Below are 18,299 nucleotides of genomic sequence, written 5' to 3'. Positions count from 1 at the left end.
GCGAGAAGCCCGAGCCCTGTGTCATGATCCTGCGTCAACCTGACCGGCCTCGCCTCGCATGACTTCAGTGAAAGACGTTGCACAGCTGGCCGGCGTATCCCTGATGACGGTTTCTCGAGCGCTCAATAATCCGGAAAAACTGAGCCCCGAAACCCTTCAGCGGGTGCGTCGCGCCATTGACGAACTGCAATTCGTACCGAGCCTGTCGGCGCGCAAGATGCGCGGCGACAACCTCCAGTCGCGCACCATCGGTGTGTTCGCACTGGACACCGCGACCACACCGTTCGCGGTCGAGTTGCTGCTGTCCATCGAACAGACCGCGCAGCAGGCGGGCTGGAATGTGTTCATCCTTAACCTGTTGAGCAACCCGCCCACCGACCAGAACATCGACCTGATGTTGTCACACCGTCCCGACGGGTTGATCTTCAGCGCCATGGGGTTTCGCCAAGTGAGCATTCCCGAGCGCTTGAAGAGCAAACCCTTGGTACTCGCCAATTGCCTGGCCAATGACAGTGACCTGGTCAGTTATGTGCCAGACGACGAAACGGGGCAGTATCGAGCCGTACATCACGCGTTGAGCCAGGGCTATCGGCGCCCTCTGTGCATCAATCTGCCAAAACAGAGTCTGGCCTGGGGCTTGCGACAAAAAGGCTTGCAGCGTGCCTGTCAGGCATTCGGCCTGGCGCCTGACGCGCTCCTGCAATACGACCTTTCCGATCATGACGCCTATGGTGAAACCGCAGCCATCCTCGACCGACACATCATCGAGGGTCGCCCCCAGTTCGATATTCTGATCTGTGGCAACGACCGGATTGCCTTTTGTGCCTATCAGCTGTTGTTGGGCCGTGGCCTGAAAATTCCCGCCGATGTCGCCGTGCTTGGTTACGACAACATGATCGGCATCGCCGAACTGTTCCTCCCGCCGCTGACCACGGTGCAACTGCCGTACTACGAGATCGGTCGCAATGCCGCCCGGCACCTGATCGAGGCCCTGGAGGTCTCGGGCGCCCAGCCGGTTGATTGTCCATTGGTGGTCAGGACGTCGTTGTGAGCCATCAAAACCCTTTACCGAGGGGCAAGCCTCTCGGTAAAGGGCTGAGTGATTACTTGGGTGGAACGAAGTTATCCAGCATTCGATTCACCGCCAGTTCAGCCAGCATGACGACTTGCTGAAGCGCCAGCAGGGTATTGCGGTGGGTGCCCTCCACCAATGCAGCGATGTTGCTGGCCATGACACTGGCCGACGCCAGGTTCTCGCACGTTTGAACCAGCAAGGCTTCATGGTCGACATCCGGCGCAACCATGTACATGGTGCTGGGTTTGCGTGGGGTGTTGTTCATGATCGCTGCCGGGTTGAGGTAGAAATTGAGGGCGCGCTCGGCGGCTTCGTTGAGTTTTTTTGGATCGAGGGATTCGTACGGGGATGCCGGATCGGTATCCGGTGGGTTGGGCGTAACTTTGAACATAAATCAAACTCCTGATACGAGTTTATTAAAAAGAGCCATCACACTCGCTACCAACGAAGGGTGGTGGCCATACGCGGGTTGGTAGACCGGTCGTATCAGTTCCCGGCGCCCTCGAAAGGACCCCGCGCATGACCACCATAATAGGTGACGCGATGCGCCGTGATACGAAACCGGGCTACCAAACCCGATCGCTGTTATTCAGCGACAGGGAAACGATAGAGCCCGGGCCATCGGCGCACAAGCCGGCGGATTCTGTCTTAACCGTAGGTAACGGCGCAAGGTCTTGTAGCCCTTCGGGAAGTAACACGGAGTGTCTTTAAACACGCATCGTTAAACGCGTGAGCGCTATCAAAATCGAGAAAGCGGCCCAACGCCGGTCAGTTAAGCGAAATCCCTGTGGGAGCGGGCTTGCTCGCGAAAGCGGTGTGTCAGACGACATCAATATTGACTGTGCCGCCGTCTTCGCGAGCAAGCCCGCTCCCACAGGTTCCGTGGCTTAACTGACTGGCATCAGGAACCGGCCGGCATTTGTTGGCCACATCTGCCGTCCGCTTAAAGTCAGCCTTTCCCATTAAAAGAGGCGCGGCCCCTTCGCGCCATCCCGTCTCCCCTCCCAAGTAGTCCGAAACTCCCACCCCGCTTGGGAGTATCGGGCAATGCGCAATCCGTGGCGCTTAGCCATAGTGACGACCAAAGGTCAACGGTCAGGCCTCGATGACCGCATCTGCCCGGGAAAAAAGTCATGACTCTTGACGAACAAAACTCATTGCTGACAACGTCGATTACCGCCAACGCTCTGAGCGTCGTGGCCACCGGCGAGGACGTTTCGCTGGACGAAACGACCGGGTTGCAGAACCTCACCGCCACCCCAACCCCTGCGGGAGACGCTGACGACAACGACATTCTGGTGGCGTCCCTGAACTCAACTTTCGCTGCCCGTTTGACCGCACTTGGTGCAGGTACCGCAACGGGTGCGGCCTTGAGTGGCTATACCGGTGTCGCGGGCAACACGGGCAGCAATGCGTTTACCATCAGTGTTGACCCCGGAGCAGGCATTACTGATCTCAGCTTCGTCGGCAGTAACGGCGCACCGCTCAATGGCTTGGACAGCGAGCTGGATACCCTCGATGGAACCAGCATCCTTCTCTATACGGACACGAACAACAACATCGTTCTGGGCCGAGCCGGGGGCCCAACCGGCGCGATAGTGTTCGCTGCCTATATTGAAGAAACCGGATCGCCGGTCACGGGCGGCAAGATCTGGATGGTGGAGTACCAACCGCTCAAGCATCTAAATACTACGAGCGCCGATGATTCGCTCAATCTGCTTAATAAGGTTTTCATCGGAGCCACTCAGGACGCGAATTTCAGCCTGGCTGGGGCGCCGTCGGGTCAGCAGTTGTTCCTGATGTTCACGACCATGGGCGCGACGGCCGATGTGAACGGCCGGATTCCCGGTGTCTCGATCATCGTCACCGGCAAGAATCCGCTGGATCAGTCGGCAAGCAGCGCTGCCATCACCAGCGCCGACACGGTCAATAGTAGCCAGGGCGGCGGCAACACGACCCTGGGCACCAACAACCAGGCGATCACCGAACAGGAAGGCCTGCGCTTCAGCTTCGTCACCGGTGCCAGGGCGGACGTCACGATCCCCAACCTGAGCCCGGGCGAAGCGGGTTTGGAAGCGAACATCGACTTCACCCAGTACTTCGGTGCCCGCGCTGCGACCTTCCAGGTCGTACAGGAGACGGGCGGCACGACCGCGAAGATCTTGCTCACCGCCTTCAAGAACGCCGACAACGTCAACGGGTCGCAGAGCGGCGTCAACTTCATCAATAGCTACGCCAACGACGACGGTGAAAAGGTCGCGATCACCAACGGCAGCGTCACCGTGAAAACGTTCGCGGGCGTCACTATCAGCACCGCCGTCATCACCTACAACGCCGACGGCACGGTGCTGATCACCGGTGTTCCGACCGACGCGCAGATCACCTACGGCACGGCGACCGACCACAACCGCGTGCTGATCGAGAACGCCGGGTTGCTGACCGCCAAGAACGGCGACAAGACACACGCCGACTTCGACATCGGCGGCTTCAAGGTGCTGCAGACCAGCACGTCAGCCACCGAAATCGGCTCCAAGATGATCTTCGACGACGACGGGCCAAGCGCGGATGTGGCTGATGGCGGCGGCGCGGTGACGATCGACGAAACGGCCGGCAACCAGGATAACGACAGCGACTTGGCGGCGGTTCTGGCGCTGTTCGACACGGAAGTGGTGAACAAGGGCACAGACTTGAATCCAACGGAGTTCGCGATCAGCACCACGCCTTTGGTCACCACCACGCTCAGCAGCTTTGGCCAGGACGCGGCGGGAGGGACGAAAGTGCTGTCGCTGGCGATTGTGGGCGGCGACGGCACCGACTCGCTGCTCAACACCACCGATGGCAAGGACATCAAGCTGTTCAAGGAAGGCAATCTGATTGTCGGCCGCTATGACGTGGCCAATGGCACGGTCACGGTCGACGATCCGGCGGCGTTCGCGATTGCGCTGCAGCAGGACGGCAACGTGGCGGTCGCGCAGTATGTCTCGCTCACGCACCCCACCGCCGGCAGCTCGGCGGCGGACCATGACGACCGGATCGATCTGGCGGGCCTGATCAACGCGGTGGTGACGGTGACCGACGGCGACGGCGACACCAGCACCGACAGCGTCGGCATCGGCGACGACATCAACTTCGACGACGACGGGCCGAGCGCGGATGTGGCCGATGGCGGCGGCGCGGTGACGATCGACGAGACGGCCGGCAACCAGGATAACGACAGCGACGCGGCGGCGGTTCTGGCGCTGTTCGACACGGAAGTGGTGAACAAGGGCACGGACTTGAATCCAACGGAGTTCGCGATCAGTACCACGCCTTTGGCCTCCACGGCGCTCAGCAGCTTTGGCCAGGACCAGGAGGGTGGTACGAAAGTGCTGTCGCTGGCGATTGTCGGCGGCGACGGCACTGACTCGCTGCTCAACACCACCGATGGCAAGGACATCAAGCTGTTCAAGGAAGGCGATTTGATTGTCGGCCGCTATGACGTGGCCAATGGCGCGGTCACGGTCGATGATCCGGCGGCGTTCGCGATTGCGCTGCTGCAGGACGGCAACGTGGCGGTGGCGCAGTATGTTTCGCTCACGCACCCCACCGCCGGCAGCTCGGCGGCGGCCCATGACGACCAAGTCGATCTGGCCGGTCTGATCAACGCCGTGGTGACGGTGACCGACGGCGACGGTGACACCAGCACCGACAGCGTTGGCATCGGCAACGACATCAACTTCGATGACGACGGACCAGCGGTGTCAGCCAACAGCACGGTGCTGCTCGACGACGATGCGCTCACGGGTGGCAATGCTGACGGCACGGACGACGACGCAGACTCGGCTAACACAAGCGGCACTCTGGGCCTCGACTTCGGTCAGGACGGGGCCGGCACAGTGGCCTATCTGACCAGCGGAGCGCCCACAGGCTTCACCTATGTGGCCGATGGCACCAGTCTGTTGGTCAAACAGGGCACGACCACGGTGCTGACACTGACGATGGTCGCGGCAACGGGCGCCTACACGGTGGCGCAAAACAACCCGATCCTCCATGCGGCAGGCATGACCGAGAACAACCAGGCGTTCACCATCAACTACCGGGTGACCGATGGTGATGGCGATACGGCCGATGGCACGCTGGGGATCAATGTCGACGACGATACGCCCGTTATAGGGACAGCCCCTGTGCAGGATGCCGATCCCGATTTGGGTGCGACGTCATGGACCTTTTCGGGTGACTTCGCCTACTCGATAGGTGCGGACAAGCGCGGGCCGACCTACTCTTCGGCAGCGGACAGTGATTTTGCCAACCTCGCCCTCTCTGGTTCGGCGAACGATGTTGCGATCGTTGATCCAACGGTCACCTGGGCTTCAGAGAATCTCGACACTGCCACGTTTAACGTGTCGTTCAAATACGATCACGATCGGAGTGCTGCTACCACGCCTGAACTGGTGGAAGGCACGCTGGTGTTTGACAAAGTCAATGACACCTATACCTTCGAGATGGATGCGCTGCAAACGACGCAAGACGTCACGCTGGGCGAAGGCACTGGGTACGAAACGTATGACATGGATGGCACGATCCCTTCCAGTGGCCCATCACCTGTGGCCACCGGGAAGCTTGGGGAAGGTTTCTTCATCCAGATCACGGGCTTCGAGGCACCATTGAGTGCCGGCGGCAATACTGCTGTGGTGGCGGGTGAGCTTGTGAGCGGCTCGGTTGCCGCTGTAACCTTGTCCAGCACTGCTCTGGGCGTCTCCGGAAACACGATCCAGGCAGGTGAAGCGGCCAACATCAATTTCTTCGAGACTGATCCGAAAGGAGATCTGGGCGCCGACGATTTTAGTTACGCGACCGATTTCTTTATCAAGTTCGATGGATACGAGACTGAAAGCGATGATCTTTTGCTAATCGTCAGTCTTGCTGATGCAAATGATTCCTCCATCACTACAACACGTGCCATCTACGTCGACCAAGGCGATGTGTACGAGAACGATACAAACAACTCCGATCTTGTTGGAACCAAGTACGAGGCCCTTATCGCCAACGACCCTGCCGATCCGAACGACCCGTTTTTGGACAATAATGATGCTCTATTGATTGTTGAAAGTAATGACTTCAACATTCAGACCGGTGATAACTGGCTCATCAAGGGTATTCAGATTCTTTCGAATGATGCTGGCCTTACGGGCAGCGCGATAAATCTGAATCGCAATGTCGGTGCCGATGGCGCAAGCAGCACTTCCGCACAGCCGGTCGTTGGTCTGATGGGGCCTGGAAACACGATTGCGGAGGATACGAGTACGAATCCGCTGAAGATCATCGATGCTGGTTTCTCCACCACCACGACTACACCCGCTACCCTTGATCTAGAGCTGGATTTCCAGGTCGTCGATAGAGATAGCGATTTCACCGCTGTCCAGACGATTGATATCGAAAATCCTGTGATCGAACTGGTGGGAGTAACTAACCTGGCACCGACAGATTTGGTGCTTTGATCCGCTAAGAAGAGGTGCACGCGCGAGACAGGACGGCCTGGCTCCCACAAGGGGCCAGGCCGTTTTTTTACTGGGCCATTGCGGTCCCTGAGCCAAGGCCAGACGAGCCTTGCGGCATGTCCTCATTCGCAAACGGAATAGGCGGCTCCGTTTCTTAACGCCCTCGTGCTGTTCCCCCTCCCAAGTAGTCTGAAACTCCCACCCCGCTTGGGAGTATCGGCCAATGCGCAACCCCCTGCGCATGCTCATAGTTGCGAACTATGGTCAACGGTCAGGCCTCGATGACCGCAATCGTTCGGGAGAAAATCATGGCTATTGAAATCACCGGCGAGGACGTTGTGCTGGACGAAACACCCGGCTTGCAGAACGCCACCGCCACGCCAACCCCTGCGGGAGATGCTGACGACAACGACATTCTGGTGGCGTCCCTGCCCTCAGACTTCTCTACCCGTTTGACCGCACTTTCGGCAGGTACCGCAACAGGTGCGGCCTTGAGTGGCTATACCGGTGCCGTGGGTAACACGGGCAGCGATGCGTTCACCGTCACCAACGGAGAAAGCATTACCGATATCAGCTTCGTCGACAGCACTGGCGCACCGCTTGATGGCGCGGACAGCGGACTGTTTACCCTCGATGGCACCAGCATCCTTCTCTATACGGACACGAACAACAACATTCTCCTGGGCCGAGCCGGGAGCGCAACCGGCGCGATCGTGTTCGCGGCCTATATCGAAGAAACCGGATCGCCGGTCTCCGGCGGCAAGATCTGGACCGTGGAGTACCAACCGCTCCAGCATCCAGATGGTACGAACCCCGATGATTCGCTCAATCTGCTGGATAAGGTATTCGTCGGAACCAGTCAGGACCTGGAATTCAGCCTGGCCGGTGTGCCCTCCGGGGCGAACCTCTTCCTGATGTTCACGAAGGCGAACCCGACAGTAGTCGACGTCGGTGGTGTTCTGCGGATCACGGATCCCACCATCATCGCCACCGGTAAGGACCCCGCAGACGAGTCAAGCGGCGCCAATATAAACACTGGCGACACGATCATTACCAGCCAGGCGGCTAACCCGACCACCTTCGGCACCAACAGTCAGATGATTACGGAACAGGATGGCATCCGCTTTTCGTTCGTCACGGGTGCCAGGCAGGATGTGACCATTCCCAACCTTAGTCCGACCGAAGCAGATGTTGAGTCCAACATCGACTTTACCGACGTCGTCAATGCGAAAAAGGCCAGCTTCGACGTCGTGCAGTTGCAAAGCGGCAAGAGTGCCGTGGTAAAAATCAGCGCATTCAGCACCGCTGCTGAACCTGACGTGAATTTCATCAACGGCTATGCGAACGATACGCCAGTTGCCATCACCAACGTTCGCGTCTTCAACAGCGCCGGGGTGGTGATCGAGAATTCAGACGGATCGGTGAATGATCCGACCATTGGCATCAGCTTTTCTGGTGGGGTTGCAACCGTCACCGGCGTTTTGGCCGGCTACCAGATTGAATACACCACAACGGAGGATCACAACCGCGTGCTCGTCGAGAACGGGGCGGCCCTCGACGCCAGGGGCAATACCCACGCCGATTTTGATATCGGTGGGTTCACGCTGCTCCAAACTGCTGTTACGACCGCCGAAATCGGCTCCAAGATCATCTTCGAAGATGACGGCCCAGCACTCGCCTTTGGCAACCTGATCGGGACCGGTAGCGTCCTGCCGCAAACTGGCTTCTGGAGTAATTCGGCCGGCGCCGATGGGCTGGATGCGGCCGGTCTGGATATCTCGGTGAATAGCCAGTTCACCCTCGTCAGGCCAAACAATACGACCACGACCGGGACCGCCACGCTCACCGAAGTGGTGCCCTCACCGGACGGCAATGGCGCGTACCAATTCGCTGGGACGTTGACCGGCGATTTCGATAACAACGCCGACACGGCGGATACCACCGTCGACTACACGCTGACCGCCTTTGACGATGGCAGCTATGCACTGGATCTGGTGCAAGGCTTCAGTTCGACGGTCGTGCTCAGCACTGCCGATGGTTCGCTCGCTGCCGGCGGTCCGGACCCAGTGCGCACATTGTTAATTCCAGATACGAATGACCCGACTATTCCTTCGGCATCTGAGGAGGTTGTGTTCTTTTCCGCGAAGGCGCTTGCGTCGACTACGGACATTCTGGCCGGTATCGGGCTTGGAGCACCCGACCCTACCGAAGCCGAACTACAGACCACCCCCCTGCCCTCGTACATCGACCCGAGGGCCATGAACGTCAGCACGTCCGGCATCGGCGTCGCCAATAACGTCCTCCAGGGAGACAACCTGGTGGCAATCGGCGCTACCGATGAAAGTTTCGTCGTCAATCCGGAGAGTCTGGTGACGGCCATGAAGGTCTTCATTGACAACTCTGTAGCGGGTTACAACACCGCGACCGAGGACCTGTACTACAGGATCTACTACGAAGACGGCACGACTTCGAACCTCATCGAGGTGAATACACTGACTCCAGAGCCCCGTGGACAGGTGTCCTTCCTCATTGAACAGGAGGGCTCGCTGCTGATCGACGCTGTTCAGCTCACGATGGGCCGAGGCGACATCAAGATCCCGGTGATCCAGTTCATTCAGGAGACCGAGAGCCTGGCCAGTGATATCCAACTGACGTTCAACGCGACTGTGACAGACAGGGATGGGGACTCGGCATCAAGTACGTTTGACGCCAACCTGTTCGCCAACGACTTGGCCGGCGCCTTCGACTACACGCTGGTGGGTACGGACGATGAGCTTGATGCCTTCAACGTCGACTTGTCATTCGATGAAAACCTGTACCAGATTACCGGCTTCGATACGGACGCAAACCTGCGAGACACCCTGGTGCTCAACGGCGACCAGAGCGCCGTTGTTCAGATCGACACCAGTGGCGCAGACAGCATCGTGACGGTTACCGAAACGGGCGGAGACGTCACGACCATCACCTTGGTCGGGGTTGATCTTCTGTCTAGCGACATCGTTCTTGGCAGCGCCTGAGGCGTCGTGCGCGTGAGAAATGCGAGGGTGGCGCAAGCCACTCTCGCATTGTTTTTTGCAGTTCCAATAGGCGATCCGCACTCTCGAATCACCTTGGGCACCCTGCAGCAGACCACCAACGAGGACGACTAGGCCGAAACTCCCATTGCGCTTGGGAGTATCGGCCAATGTGCAATTCCCGGCGCTTGGGCATAGTTGTAGAGGTCAATGGTCACACCTCAATGACCGCAATTGCTCGGGAGAACAATCATGGCTATTGCAATCACCGGCGAGGACGTTGTGCTGGACGAAACGGCCGGGTTACAGAACGCCACCGCCACTCCAACCCCTGCAGGCGACGCTGACGACAACGACATTCTGGTGGCATCCCTGCCCTCTTCCTTTTCTACCCGTTTGACCGCACTTGGAGCAGGTACCGCAACGGGTGCAGCTTTGAGTGGCTATACCGGTGCCGCGGGCGACACAGGCAGCAATGCATTCACTTTCACCGGCGGAGGAAGCATTACCGATATCCGCTTCGTCGACAGCGCTGGCGCACCGCTTAATGGCGTGGACAGCGGACTGGACACCCTCGATGGCACCAGCATCCTTCTCTATACCGATACGGACAACAACATCCTTCTGGGCCGAGCCGGGGGCGCAGATGGCGCGATCGTGTTCGCTGCCTACATTGAAGAAACCGGATCGCCGGTCACGGGCGGCAAGATCTGGACCGTGGAGTACCAACCACTCAAGCACCCAGATGCTACGAACCCCGATGATTCGCTCAATCTGCTGGATAAGGTTTTCATCGGAGTCAGTCAGGACCTGGGATTCAGCCTGGCCGGTGCGCCCTCCGGCCAGAACCTCTTCCTGATGTTCACGAAACTGAACCCGACAACTGAAACGGTCGATGGTGTCGTGCGGATCACGGATCCCACCATCATCGCCACCGGCAAGAACCCCGCTGACCAGTCAAGCGGCGCCAATATAAACACTGGCGACACGATCAATACCAGCCAGGGGGGGGGCCCGACCACCATCGGCACCAACAGCCAGATGATTACGGAACAGGAAGGCATCCGCTTTTCGTTCGTCACGGGTGCCAGGCAGAATGTGACCGTTCCCAACCTCAGTCAGACCGAAGCCGATGTTGAGTCCAACATCGACTTTACCAGCGTCTACGATGCGACATCGGCCAGTTTCGACGTCGTGCAGCTGCAAAGCGGCAAGAGTGCCGTGGTAAAAATCAGCGCATTCAGCACCGCTGCTGAACCTGGCGTGAATTTCATCAACGGCTATACGGGCGATGCGCCGGTTGCCATCACCAATGTCAGCGTCATCAACATCAGCACCGGGCTGGTGATCGAGAATTCGGACGGATCGGTGAATGATCCGGCCATTGGCATCAGCTTTTCTGGTGGGGTTGCAACCATCACCGGCGTTTTGGCCGGCTACCAGATTGAATACACCACCACGGCGGATCACAACCGCGTACTCATCGAAAACGGGGCGGCGCTCGACGCCAGGGGCAATGACCACGCCGATTTTGATATCGGCGGCTTCACGCTGCGCGAAGCCTCTACTACGATCGCCGAAATCGGCTCCAAGATGATCTTCGAGGACGATGGGCCGAGCATCAGCGCCACCGGCACGGAGCCAACGCTAACGGTGGACGAAACGGTGCTGGCGACCGACGCCACCCAGAACTTTGCCGCCAACTTCACCTCGGCGTTTGGCGCTGATGGCCCAGGTACGCTGACCTATGCGCTGGGCGTGGTAGCGGGAGCCTCCGGGCTGACCGACACGGCCACCGGTGAGGCGGTCAACTTGTCGCTCAACGGCACCGTGGTCGAAGGCCGCACGGCCACCACCAACCTGCTGGTGTTCACCGTTAGCGTGGCCGCCAACGGTGACGTCACCCTCGATCAACAGCGGGCGGTGGTGCATCCCGATGCCACCAACCCGGATGATTCGACGAGTTTGACCTTGGACGATCTGGTCACGCTGACGGCGACCACCACCGACGGGGACGGCGACAGCGTCCAGGCGACGCTCAACATCGGTTCAAACCTGGTGTTCAAGGATGACGGTCCGAGCATCACCGCCACCGGCGAGGAGCCGACGCTGACGGTCGACGAAACGGTCCTGACCACCGATGCCACCCAGAACTTTGCCGCCAACTTCAGCTCGGCGTTTGGCGCTGATGGCGCGGGTACACTGACCTATGCGCTGGGCGTGGTAGCGGGAGCCTCCGGGCTGACCGACACGGCCACCGGTGAGGCGGTCAACCTGTCGCTCAACGGCACTGTGGTCGAAGGCCGCACGGCCACCACCAACCTGCTGGTGTTCACGGTCAGCGTGGCCGCCAATGGTGACATCACGCTCGATCAACAGCGGGCGGTGGTGCATCCCGATGCCACCAATCCAGATGATTCGACGACGCTGTCGGCGGACAACCTGGTGACACTGACGGCAACCACCACCGACGGGGACGGCGATAGCGTTCAGGCAACCCTCAACATCGGTTCAAACCTGGTGTTCAAGGATGACGGTCCGAGCATCACCGCCACCGGCGAGGAGCCGACGCTGACGGTCGATGAAACGGTGCTGACAACCGATGCCACCCAGAACTTCGCCGCCAACTTCAGCTCGGCGTTTGGCGCTGACGGTGCGGGCACGCTGACCTATGCGCTGGGCGTGGTAGCGGGAGCCTCCGGGCTGACCGACACGGCCACCGGTGAGGCGGTCAACCTGTCGCTCAACGGCACCGTGGTCGAAGGCCGAACGGCGACGACCGGCCTGCTGGTGTTCACGGTCAGCGTCGCCGCCAATGGTGACGTCACCCTCGATCAACAGCGGGCGGTGGTGCATCCCGATGCCACCAACCCGGATGATTCGACGAGTCTGACCTCGGACGATCTGGTCACGCTGACGGCAACTACCACCGACGGGGACGGCGACAGCGTTCAGGCAACCCTCAACATCGGTTCAAACCTGGTGTTCAAGGATGACGGGCCGAGCATCACCACCACCGGCGAGGAGCCAACGCTGACGGTGGACGAAACGGTGCTGGCGACCGGCGCCACGCAGAACTTTGCCGCCAACTTCACCTCGGCGTTTGGCGCTGATGGCCCAGGTACGCTGACCTATGCGCTGGGCGTGGTGGCGGGGGCTTCCGGGCTGACCGACACCGCCACCGGCGAGGCAGTGAACCTGTCACTCAACGGCACCGTGGTCGAAGGCCGCACGGCCACCACCAACCTGCTGGTGTTCACGGTCAGCGTCGCCGCCAATGGTGACGTCACCCTCGATCAACAGCGGGCGGTGGTGCATCCCGATGCCACCAATCCCGATGATTCGACGAGTCTGACCTCGGACGATCTGGTCACGCTGACAGCAACTACCACCGACGGGGACGGCGACAGCGTCCAGGCGACCCTCAACATTGGTTCGAACCTGGTGTTCAAGGACGACGGGCCAAGCATCACCACCACCGGCGAGGAGCCAACGCTGACGGTGGACGAAACGGTGCTGACGACCGACGCCACGCAGAACTTCGCCGCCAACTTCACCTCGGCGTTTGGCGCTGACGGTGCGGGCACGCTGACCTATGCACTGGGCGTGGTAGCGGGAGCCTCCGGGCTGACCGACACCGCCACCGGTGAGGCGGTCAACTTGTCGCTCAACGGCACCGTGGTCGAAGGCCGCACGGCCACCACCAACCTGCTGGTGTTCACCGTTAGCGTGGCCGCCAATGGTGACGTCACGCTCGACCAGAGCCGCGCGGTAGTGCATCCCGATGCCACCAACCCCGATGATTCGACGAGTCTGTCGGCGGACAACCTGGTGACACTGACGGCAACCACTACCGACGGGGACGGCGACAGCGTCCAGGCGACCCTCAACATTGGTTCGAACCTGGTGTTCAAGGACGACGGACCGAGCATCAGCACCACCGGTGAGGAACCAACGCTGACGGTCGACGAAACGGTACTGGCGACCAACGCCACTCAGAACTTCGCCGCCAACTTCAGCTCGACATTTGGCGCTGATGGCGCGGGTACGCTGACCTATGCGCTGGGCGTGGTAGCGGGAGCCTCCGGGCTGACCGACACGGCCACCGGTGAGGCGGTCAACCTGTCGCTCAACGGCGGTGTGGTGCAAGGCCGCACGGCCACCACCAACCTGCTGGTGTTCACGGTCAGCGTCGCCGCCAATGGTGACGTCACGCTCGACCAGAGCCGCGCGGTGGTGCATCCCGACGCGACCGATCCCGATGATTCGACGAGTCTGTCGGCGGACAACCTGGTGACGCTGACGGCGACCAAAACCGATGGCGACGGCGACAGCGCCCAGGCGACCCTCAACATCGGTTCGAACCTGGTGTTCAAGGATGATGGCCCGGCACTCGCGTTCGGTAACCTGATCGGTACCGGTAGCGTCCTGCCGCAAACCGGGTTCTGGAGCAAGTCGGCCGGTGCCGACGGGCTGAGTGCGGCTGGTCTGGATATTTCGGTGAATAGCCAGTTCACCCTCGTCAGACCAGACAACACGACCACCACCGGAACCGCCACGCTCACCGAGCTGGTGCCCTCACCGGACGCCAATGGCGCGTACCAATTCGCAGGGACGTTGACCGGCGATTTCGACAACAACGCCGCCACAGCGGATACCAGCGTCGACTACACGCTGACCGCCTATGCCGACGGCCGCTATGCACTGGATCTGGTGCAAGGCTTCAGTTCGGAGATCGTGCTCAGCACTGCCGATGGCGCGCTCGGTGCCGGAGGTCCGGATCCAGTGCGCACCTTGTTAATTCCAGAGCAGGATCCACCGACTATTCCTTCGCCATCTGAGGAGGTTGTGTTCTTTTCCGCGAAGGCACTTGCGTCCACTTCGGACATCCTGACCGGTATCGGCCTTGGGGAACCCGACCCCACCGAAGCCCAGATACAGACCAACCCCCTGCCCTCGTACATCGACCCGTCGGCCATGAACGTGAGCACGGCCGGCATCGGCGTCGCCAACAACCTGTTCCAGGGAGACAACCTGGCGGCAATCGGCGTTGACGACGAAAGTTTCGTCGTCAATCCGGAGAGCCTGCTGACGGGCATGAGGGTCTTCATCGACAACTCCGTGGGAGGTTACAACACGGCGACCGAGGACCTGTACTACAGGGCCTACTACGAGGATGGCACGTTCTCGAACCTCATCGAAGTGAACACCCTGACTCCGGAGGCAGGCGGACAGGTATCCTTCCTCATTGAGAGCGATGGCACGAATCTGATCGACGCTGTTCAGCTCACGATGGCCCGAGGCGAGATCAAGATCCCGACGATCCAGTTCATTCAGGAGAGCGAGAGCCTGGCCAGCGATGTCCAGCTGACGTTCAACGCGACGCTGACGGACAAGGATGGTGACTCGGCGACAAGTACGTTTGACGCCAACCTGTTCGCCAACGACGCGGTCGACGCCCTCTTCGACTTCTCGCTGGTGGGTACGGGCGGTGAGCGTGATGCCTTCAACATCGATTTGTCAGTCGATGAGAACCTGTATCAGGTCACCGGCTTCGATGCGAACGCAAACCTGCGAGACGCCCTGGTGCTCAACGGCGACCAGAGCGCGGTTGTCCAATCGATCGACATCAGCGGTGCAGACAGCATCGTCACGGTTGCCGAAACGGGCGGACAAGTCACGACCATCACCTTGGTCGGGGTCGATCTTCTGAGTAGCGACATTGTTTACGGCAGCGTCTGAGAAACGCGCGTAAAAAGATGCGAGGGTGGTACAAGCCACCCTCGCATCTTTTTGCACTTCCAGTAGGAAATCCGCACGCTCGCATCAACTTGAACACCCTATGGCAGGCCACCGACAAGGACGGCGATACAGTGTCGGCTCAGGCGCGCCAGAGGGTGTCAGATCGTCTTGTTTCGACGTGCAACCAAATCCAGTTCCACCCACGTGGATTCGGGTGGTTTTTCGTTGTTGATGAGCCCGTGCTTCAGCGCATACATCAGCAAATCGATACGGTTGATCAGATTAAGCTTTTGATAAATGTTGCTGAGGTGGTTGTGCACGGTGTGTTCGCTGATGCCCAGGCGCCCGGCGATGCTCATGTATTTGGCGGACGGATCCCCCACAATGGCGCGAATCAGTTCCCTCTCGCGCAGCGTCAGCCGCGCCTGTTTTGCCTGCTCCAGATTGCATTTCAAGTGAATATTCCCGGTCGCGGAATAGCCTGAAAGCCCACCGGCCCAGGCTCTATCTTTTCCGGTGTCGCGGTGGTGGACCGTGATGATGGCCTGGATGATCGATTCCGTCGGGTCTTCCGCCAGCACGATACCGCGTGCGCCCGCCTCTATTGCCTGGGCAACAGGGACGGCTTCGTACAGGCCCTTGAGCACCAGCACTTTCATTTCGGCGCTGCGGGTGAGCCCCGCAACGACCTCCAATGGGTTCAGCGCATCTGGAAAGAAACTGAAAAAAATCACATTGGGACGCAACTGATCGGCAAGATCCAGCGCATTGGTATAGGTGGTGGCCTGGCCGCTCACTTCCATCTGAGGCTTCCTGGCATTGATCAAATCTTGAAGGCCCATGAGAACGAGGGGACGACAATCGATCAGCATCACGCGTATTGGTTTTTTGTGGGTCGTCATACGTTCCTGACTCCCTTGAAGATTAACTCTGACCTCCCTCCCTTGGCCTTCATGGATCAGCAGCTCCCTCACCTGACCACCGTGATCGAAGGACAGATGCGAGCGCCGACAGGCCTAATGGTGCCCACCCGGCTATTCATCCCTGGGGGACACTTCCACTGGCTTCACCGGCAGGCGTTGCGGACGTTTCCAAAAGCCGGGCAAAGCCATCGAGGCAACATAAATAGGAATAATCATCAATAGCTTGCGCATGATTGATGTGCTCCCTCGATCTGTTCAACTGAGTCTAGGCCAGACCAGCACACTGCCAGCACGCCCATCCGCCAGTCGTCGACTCAAGCTTCATGCGAGTAGCCCGGTCGATCTTCCCAAGGGTGCCCTCCCCCTAAGAAATCAAGGTGTTAGGCTTGCGCCAGGCGAACTGCGAGCAATCCTGATTCCGATCAAAATCGTCAATTAACCGACGAATGGTGTGAAAGCAAGCACGCAATAAACTATGACGTCAATTTTTCGGCGAAGCTCACCTCGCAGAGCCATGGGAAAGCTCTCCCACTCGTGGTTTTTGCCTTCCGGTGCGCTCGGGCAACAGCGACTGCGGTGCTCGAGTTTTTTGCGACAACGCCACAGCAACCACCACCTGAACTGCTGGAGGTTATGGCTCAAATTGGCGGTCAGTCGGGATGGGGATACACGGTCGGTATTGCGGGGATCAGGGGGATGTGAGCTTTTGGCTGGAGCTGCCGGGGCTCAACCAGCCATTAACGCTTTCGACACTTTCGGCAGGCAGCTTTCCCGCCCAGCGGTTGAGCGTGAGGACATTGGTGACGAACTCGTATTGCGTCTTGAGCAGGTCACGACGAGCCCGGAATTCGTTGCGTACGCTGGTCAGTACATCGACGGCATTGACCATTCCGTAATCAAGCGCTTTCTCTGCCGCCACTCTGGACAACTGGGCCGAGGCCAGGGCATTTCGGCTTGCACTGATTTTTTCTCCGCTCGAATTGGCGGTCAGGTAAGCGCTGGTGATCTCCTTGACCACCCGGCGCCGGATCGCTTCCAGTTCCTGTTCGGCGGTAATCTGATCCTGGTAGAGCCCACGGACCCGCGCCGAGGTAGAGCCGCCGCTGTACAGCGGCACCTGCACGCCAATACCGGCGACATAACTGTCGGTGCGCGGCGCCAGGGCATTGTTGTAGCCCTCGTTGGTCTGCTGCGCGCTCAGCGTAAGGCTCAGGGTCGGATAGTGCCCGCCCTTGCCGCTGCGCAACGCAGCGCCCGCTGCTTCGACACCGCTTTCGTTGGCCTTCAGCGCCGGGTTTAGCGCTATACCCTCGCGCACCCAGGTTTCCAGACTCTGCGCCGAAACTCGTAGTTGCACGTCATCGCGAATCCGGTTGAGCTTCTCCTTGACCGGACGGCCGACGATCTCCGCCAGTGCCTCGCGACTGATACTGGCCTGGTTCTGGGCATCCAGCTCCTGCGCCGCCAGCAAATCTACCCGGGCCTTGAGGTCGAGCTGATCAGTAATCATTGCCAGCTGCTTTTCGTACAACGCATTGACTCGGTCCAGACTCTTTTGCGTGGTTCGACGCTCCGCCCTCACCAACTCCAGTTCATCTTCGGCCGCCAACGCGGTGAAGTAACGCTCCGCCAAGTCCACCGTGGCTTCGGCCTGGGCATCCAGCGCTTGCGATTCGGACTGCCTGGCCAGGCTTTTGAATTTTTGGTAGTTCTCCCACGCGGTCTTGTTGTAGAGGTATTGACGCAGCACCAGGCTGTAGTTTTCGCTATCGTAACTTTGCTCCACCAGGTCGCTCTCCTGATGAATCCGATTCGTCCCGGCATTGAGCGATACCTGCGGGAACAGCGCACCCATAGCCTCGCGCTGATGCTCCTTACCCGCCTGCGCTTGCGCATAGGAGGCCAATACCCGCGGATCTTCCAGCCGTGACTCACGATACAACTGCATGAGGTCGGTGGAAAACGTCGAGGCGCTGACCCCGGTCGGCGTTGCCGCAATGGTTTGCGCCAGGGCGGCACCCGCTGCAAGCATAAACACACCGCCCAGCAGAACTGCCGACGCGCTCAT

At 59.7% G+C, this 18,299-nt stretch carries 7 protein-coding genes; 4 read left to right on the top strand and 3 right to left on the bottom strand.

The window, feature by feature from the left end:
* Window positions 1–58 precede the first annotated feature (58 nt).
* A complete protein-coding gene (locus TU81_RS02210; RefSeq protein ID WP_038983047.1) occupies window positions 59–1,051 on the top strand; it encodes a LacI family DNA-binding transcriptional regulator in 993 nt (330 codons plus the stop codon).
* A 52-nt stretch (window positions 1,052–1,103) separates the two neighbouring features.
* On the opposite strand, the gene TU81_RS02205 is transcribed toward TU81_RS02210, so the two are convergent.
* On the bottom strand, window positions 1,104–1,466 hold the full coding sequence (locus tag TU81_RS02205) for a DUF6124 family protein (RefSeq protein WP_038983708.1): 363 nt from the start codon (window positions 1,464–1,466) through the stop codon (window positions 1,104–1,106).
* 742 nt (window positions 1,467–2,208) lie between these two features.
* On the opposite strand from TU81_RS02205, the gene TU81_RS02200 reads away from it, so the two are divergent.
* The 3 genes from TU81_RS02200 (at window position 2,209) to TU81_RS30625 (ending at window position 15,308) form a co-directional block, all read left to right on the top strand.
* Window positions 2,209–6,552, top strand: coding sequence for a beta strand repeat-containing protein (locus TU81_RS02200; protein WP_053078269.1), 4,344 nt, complete (start codon window positions 2,209–2,211; stop codon window positions 6,550–6,552).
* A 308-nt stretch (window positions 6,553–6,860) separates the two neighbouring features.
* Window positions 6,861–9,569 (top strand): DUF5801 repeats-in-toxin domain-containing protein, encoded by a 2,709-nt coding sequence (locus TU81_RS02195; protein ID WP_048393634.1) that lies wholly within the window; start codon window positions 6,861–6,863, stop codon window positions 9,567–9,569.
* Between the two features lie 249 nt (window positions 9,570–9,818).
* On the top strand, window positions 9,819–15,308 hold the full coding sequence (locus TU81_RS30625) for a DUF5801 repeats-in-toxin domain-containing protein (protein WP_233427260.1): 5,490 nt from the start codon (window positions 9,819–9,821) through the stop codon (window positions 15,306–15,308).
* A gap of 158 nt (window positions 15,309–15,466) precedes the next feature.
* Here TU81_RS30625 and TU81_RS02185 read toward each other — a convergent pair whose 3' ends face one another.
* Together TU81_RS02185 and TU81_RS02180 are read right to left on the bottom strand one after the other, a co-directional pair.
* A complete protein-coding gene (locus tag TU81_RS02185; protein ID WP_048393096.1) occupies window positions 15,467–16,210 on the bottom strand; it encodes a response regulator transcription factor in 744 nt (247 codons plus the stop codon).
* Between the two features lie 709 nt (window positions 16,211–16,919).
* Window positions 16,920–18,299 (bottom strand): TolC family outer membrane protein, encoded by a 1,380-nt coding sequence (locus TU81_RS02180; RefSeq protein ID WP_038983044.1) that lies wholly within the window; start codon window positions 18,297–18,299, stop codon window positions 16,920–16,922.

The sequence above is a fragment of the Pseudomonas lini genome (assembly GCF_001042905.1).
Lineage (GTDB): Bacteria > Pseudomonadota > Gammaproteobacteria > Pseudomonadales > Pseudomonadaceae > Aquipseudomonas > Aquipseudomonas lini.
The sequence above is the reverse complement of the archived record's forward strand: the minus strand, read 5'-3'. Positions and strand labels throughout refer to the sequence as shown.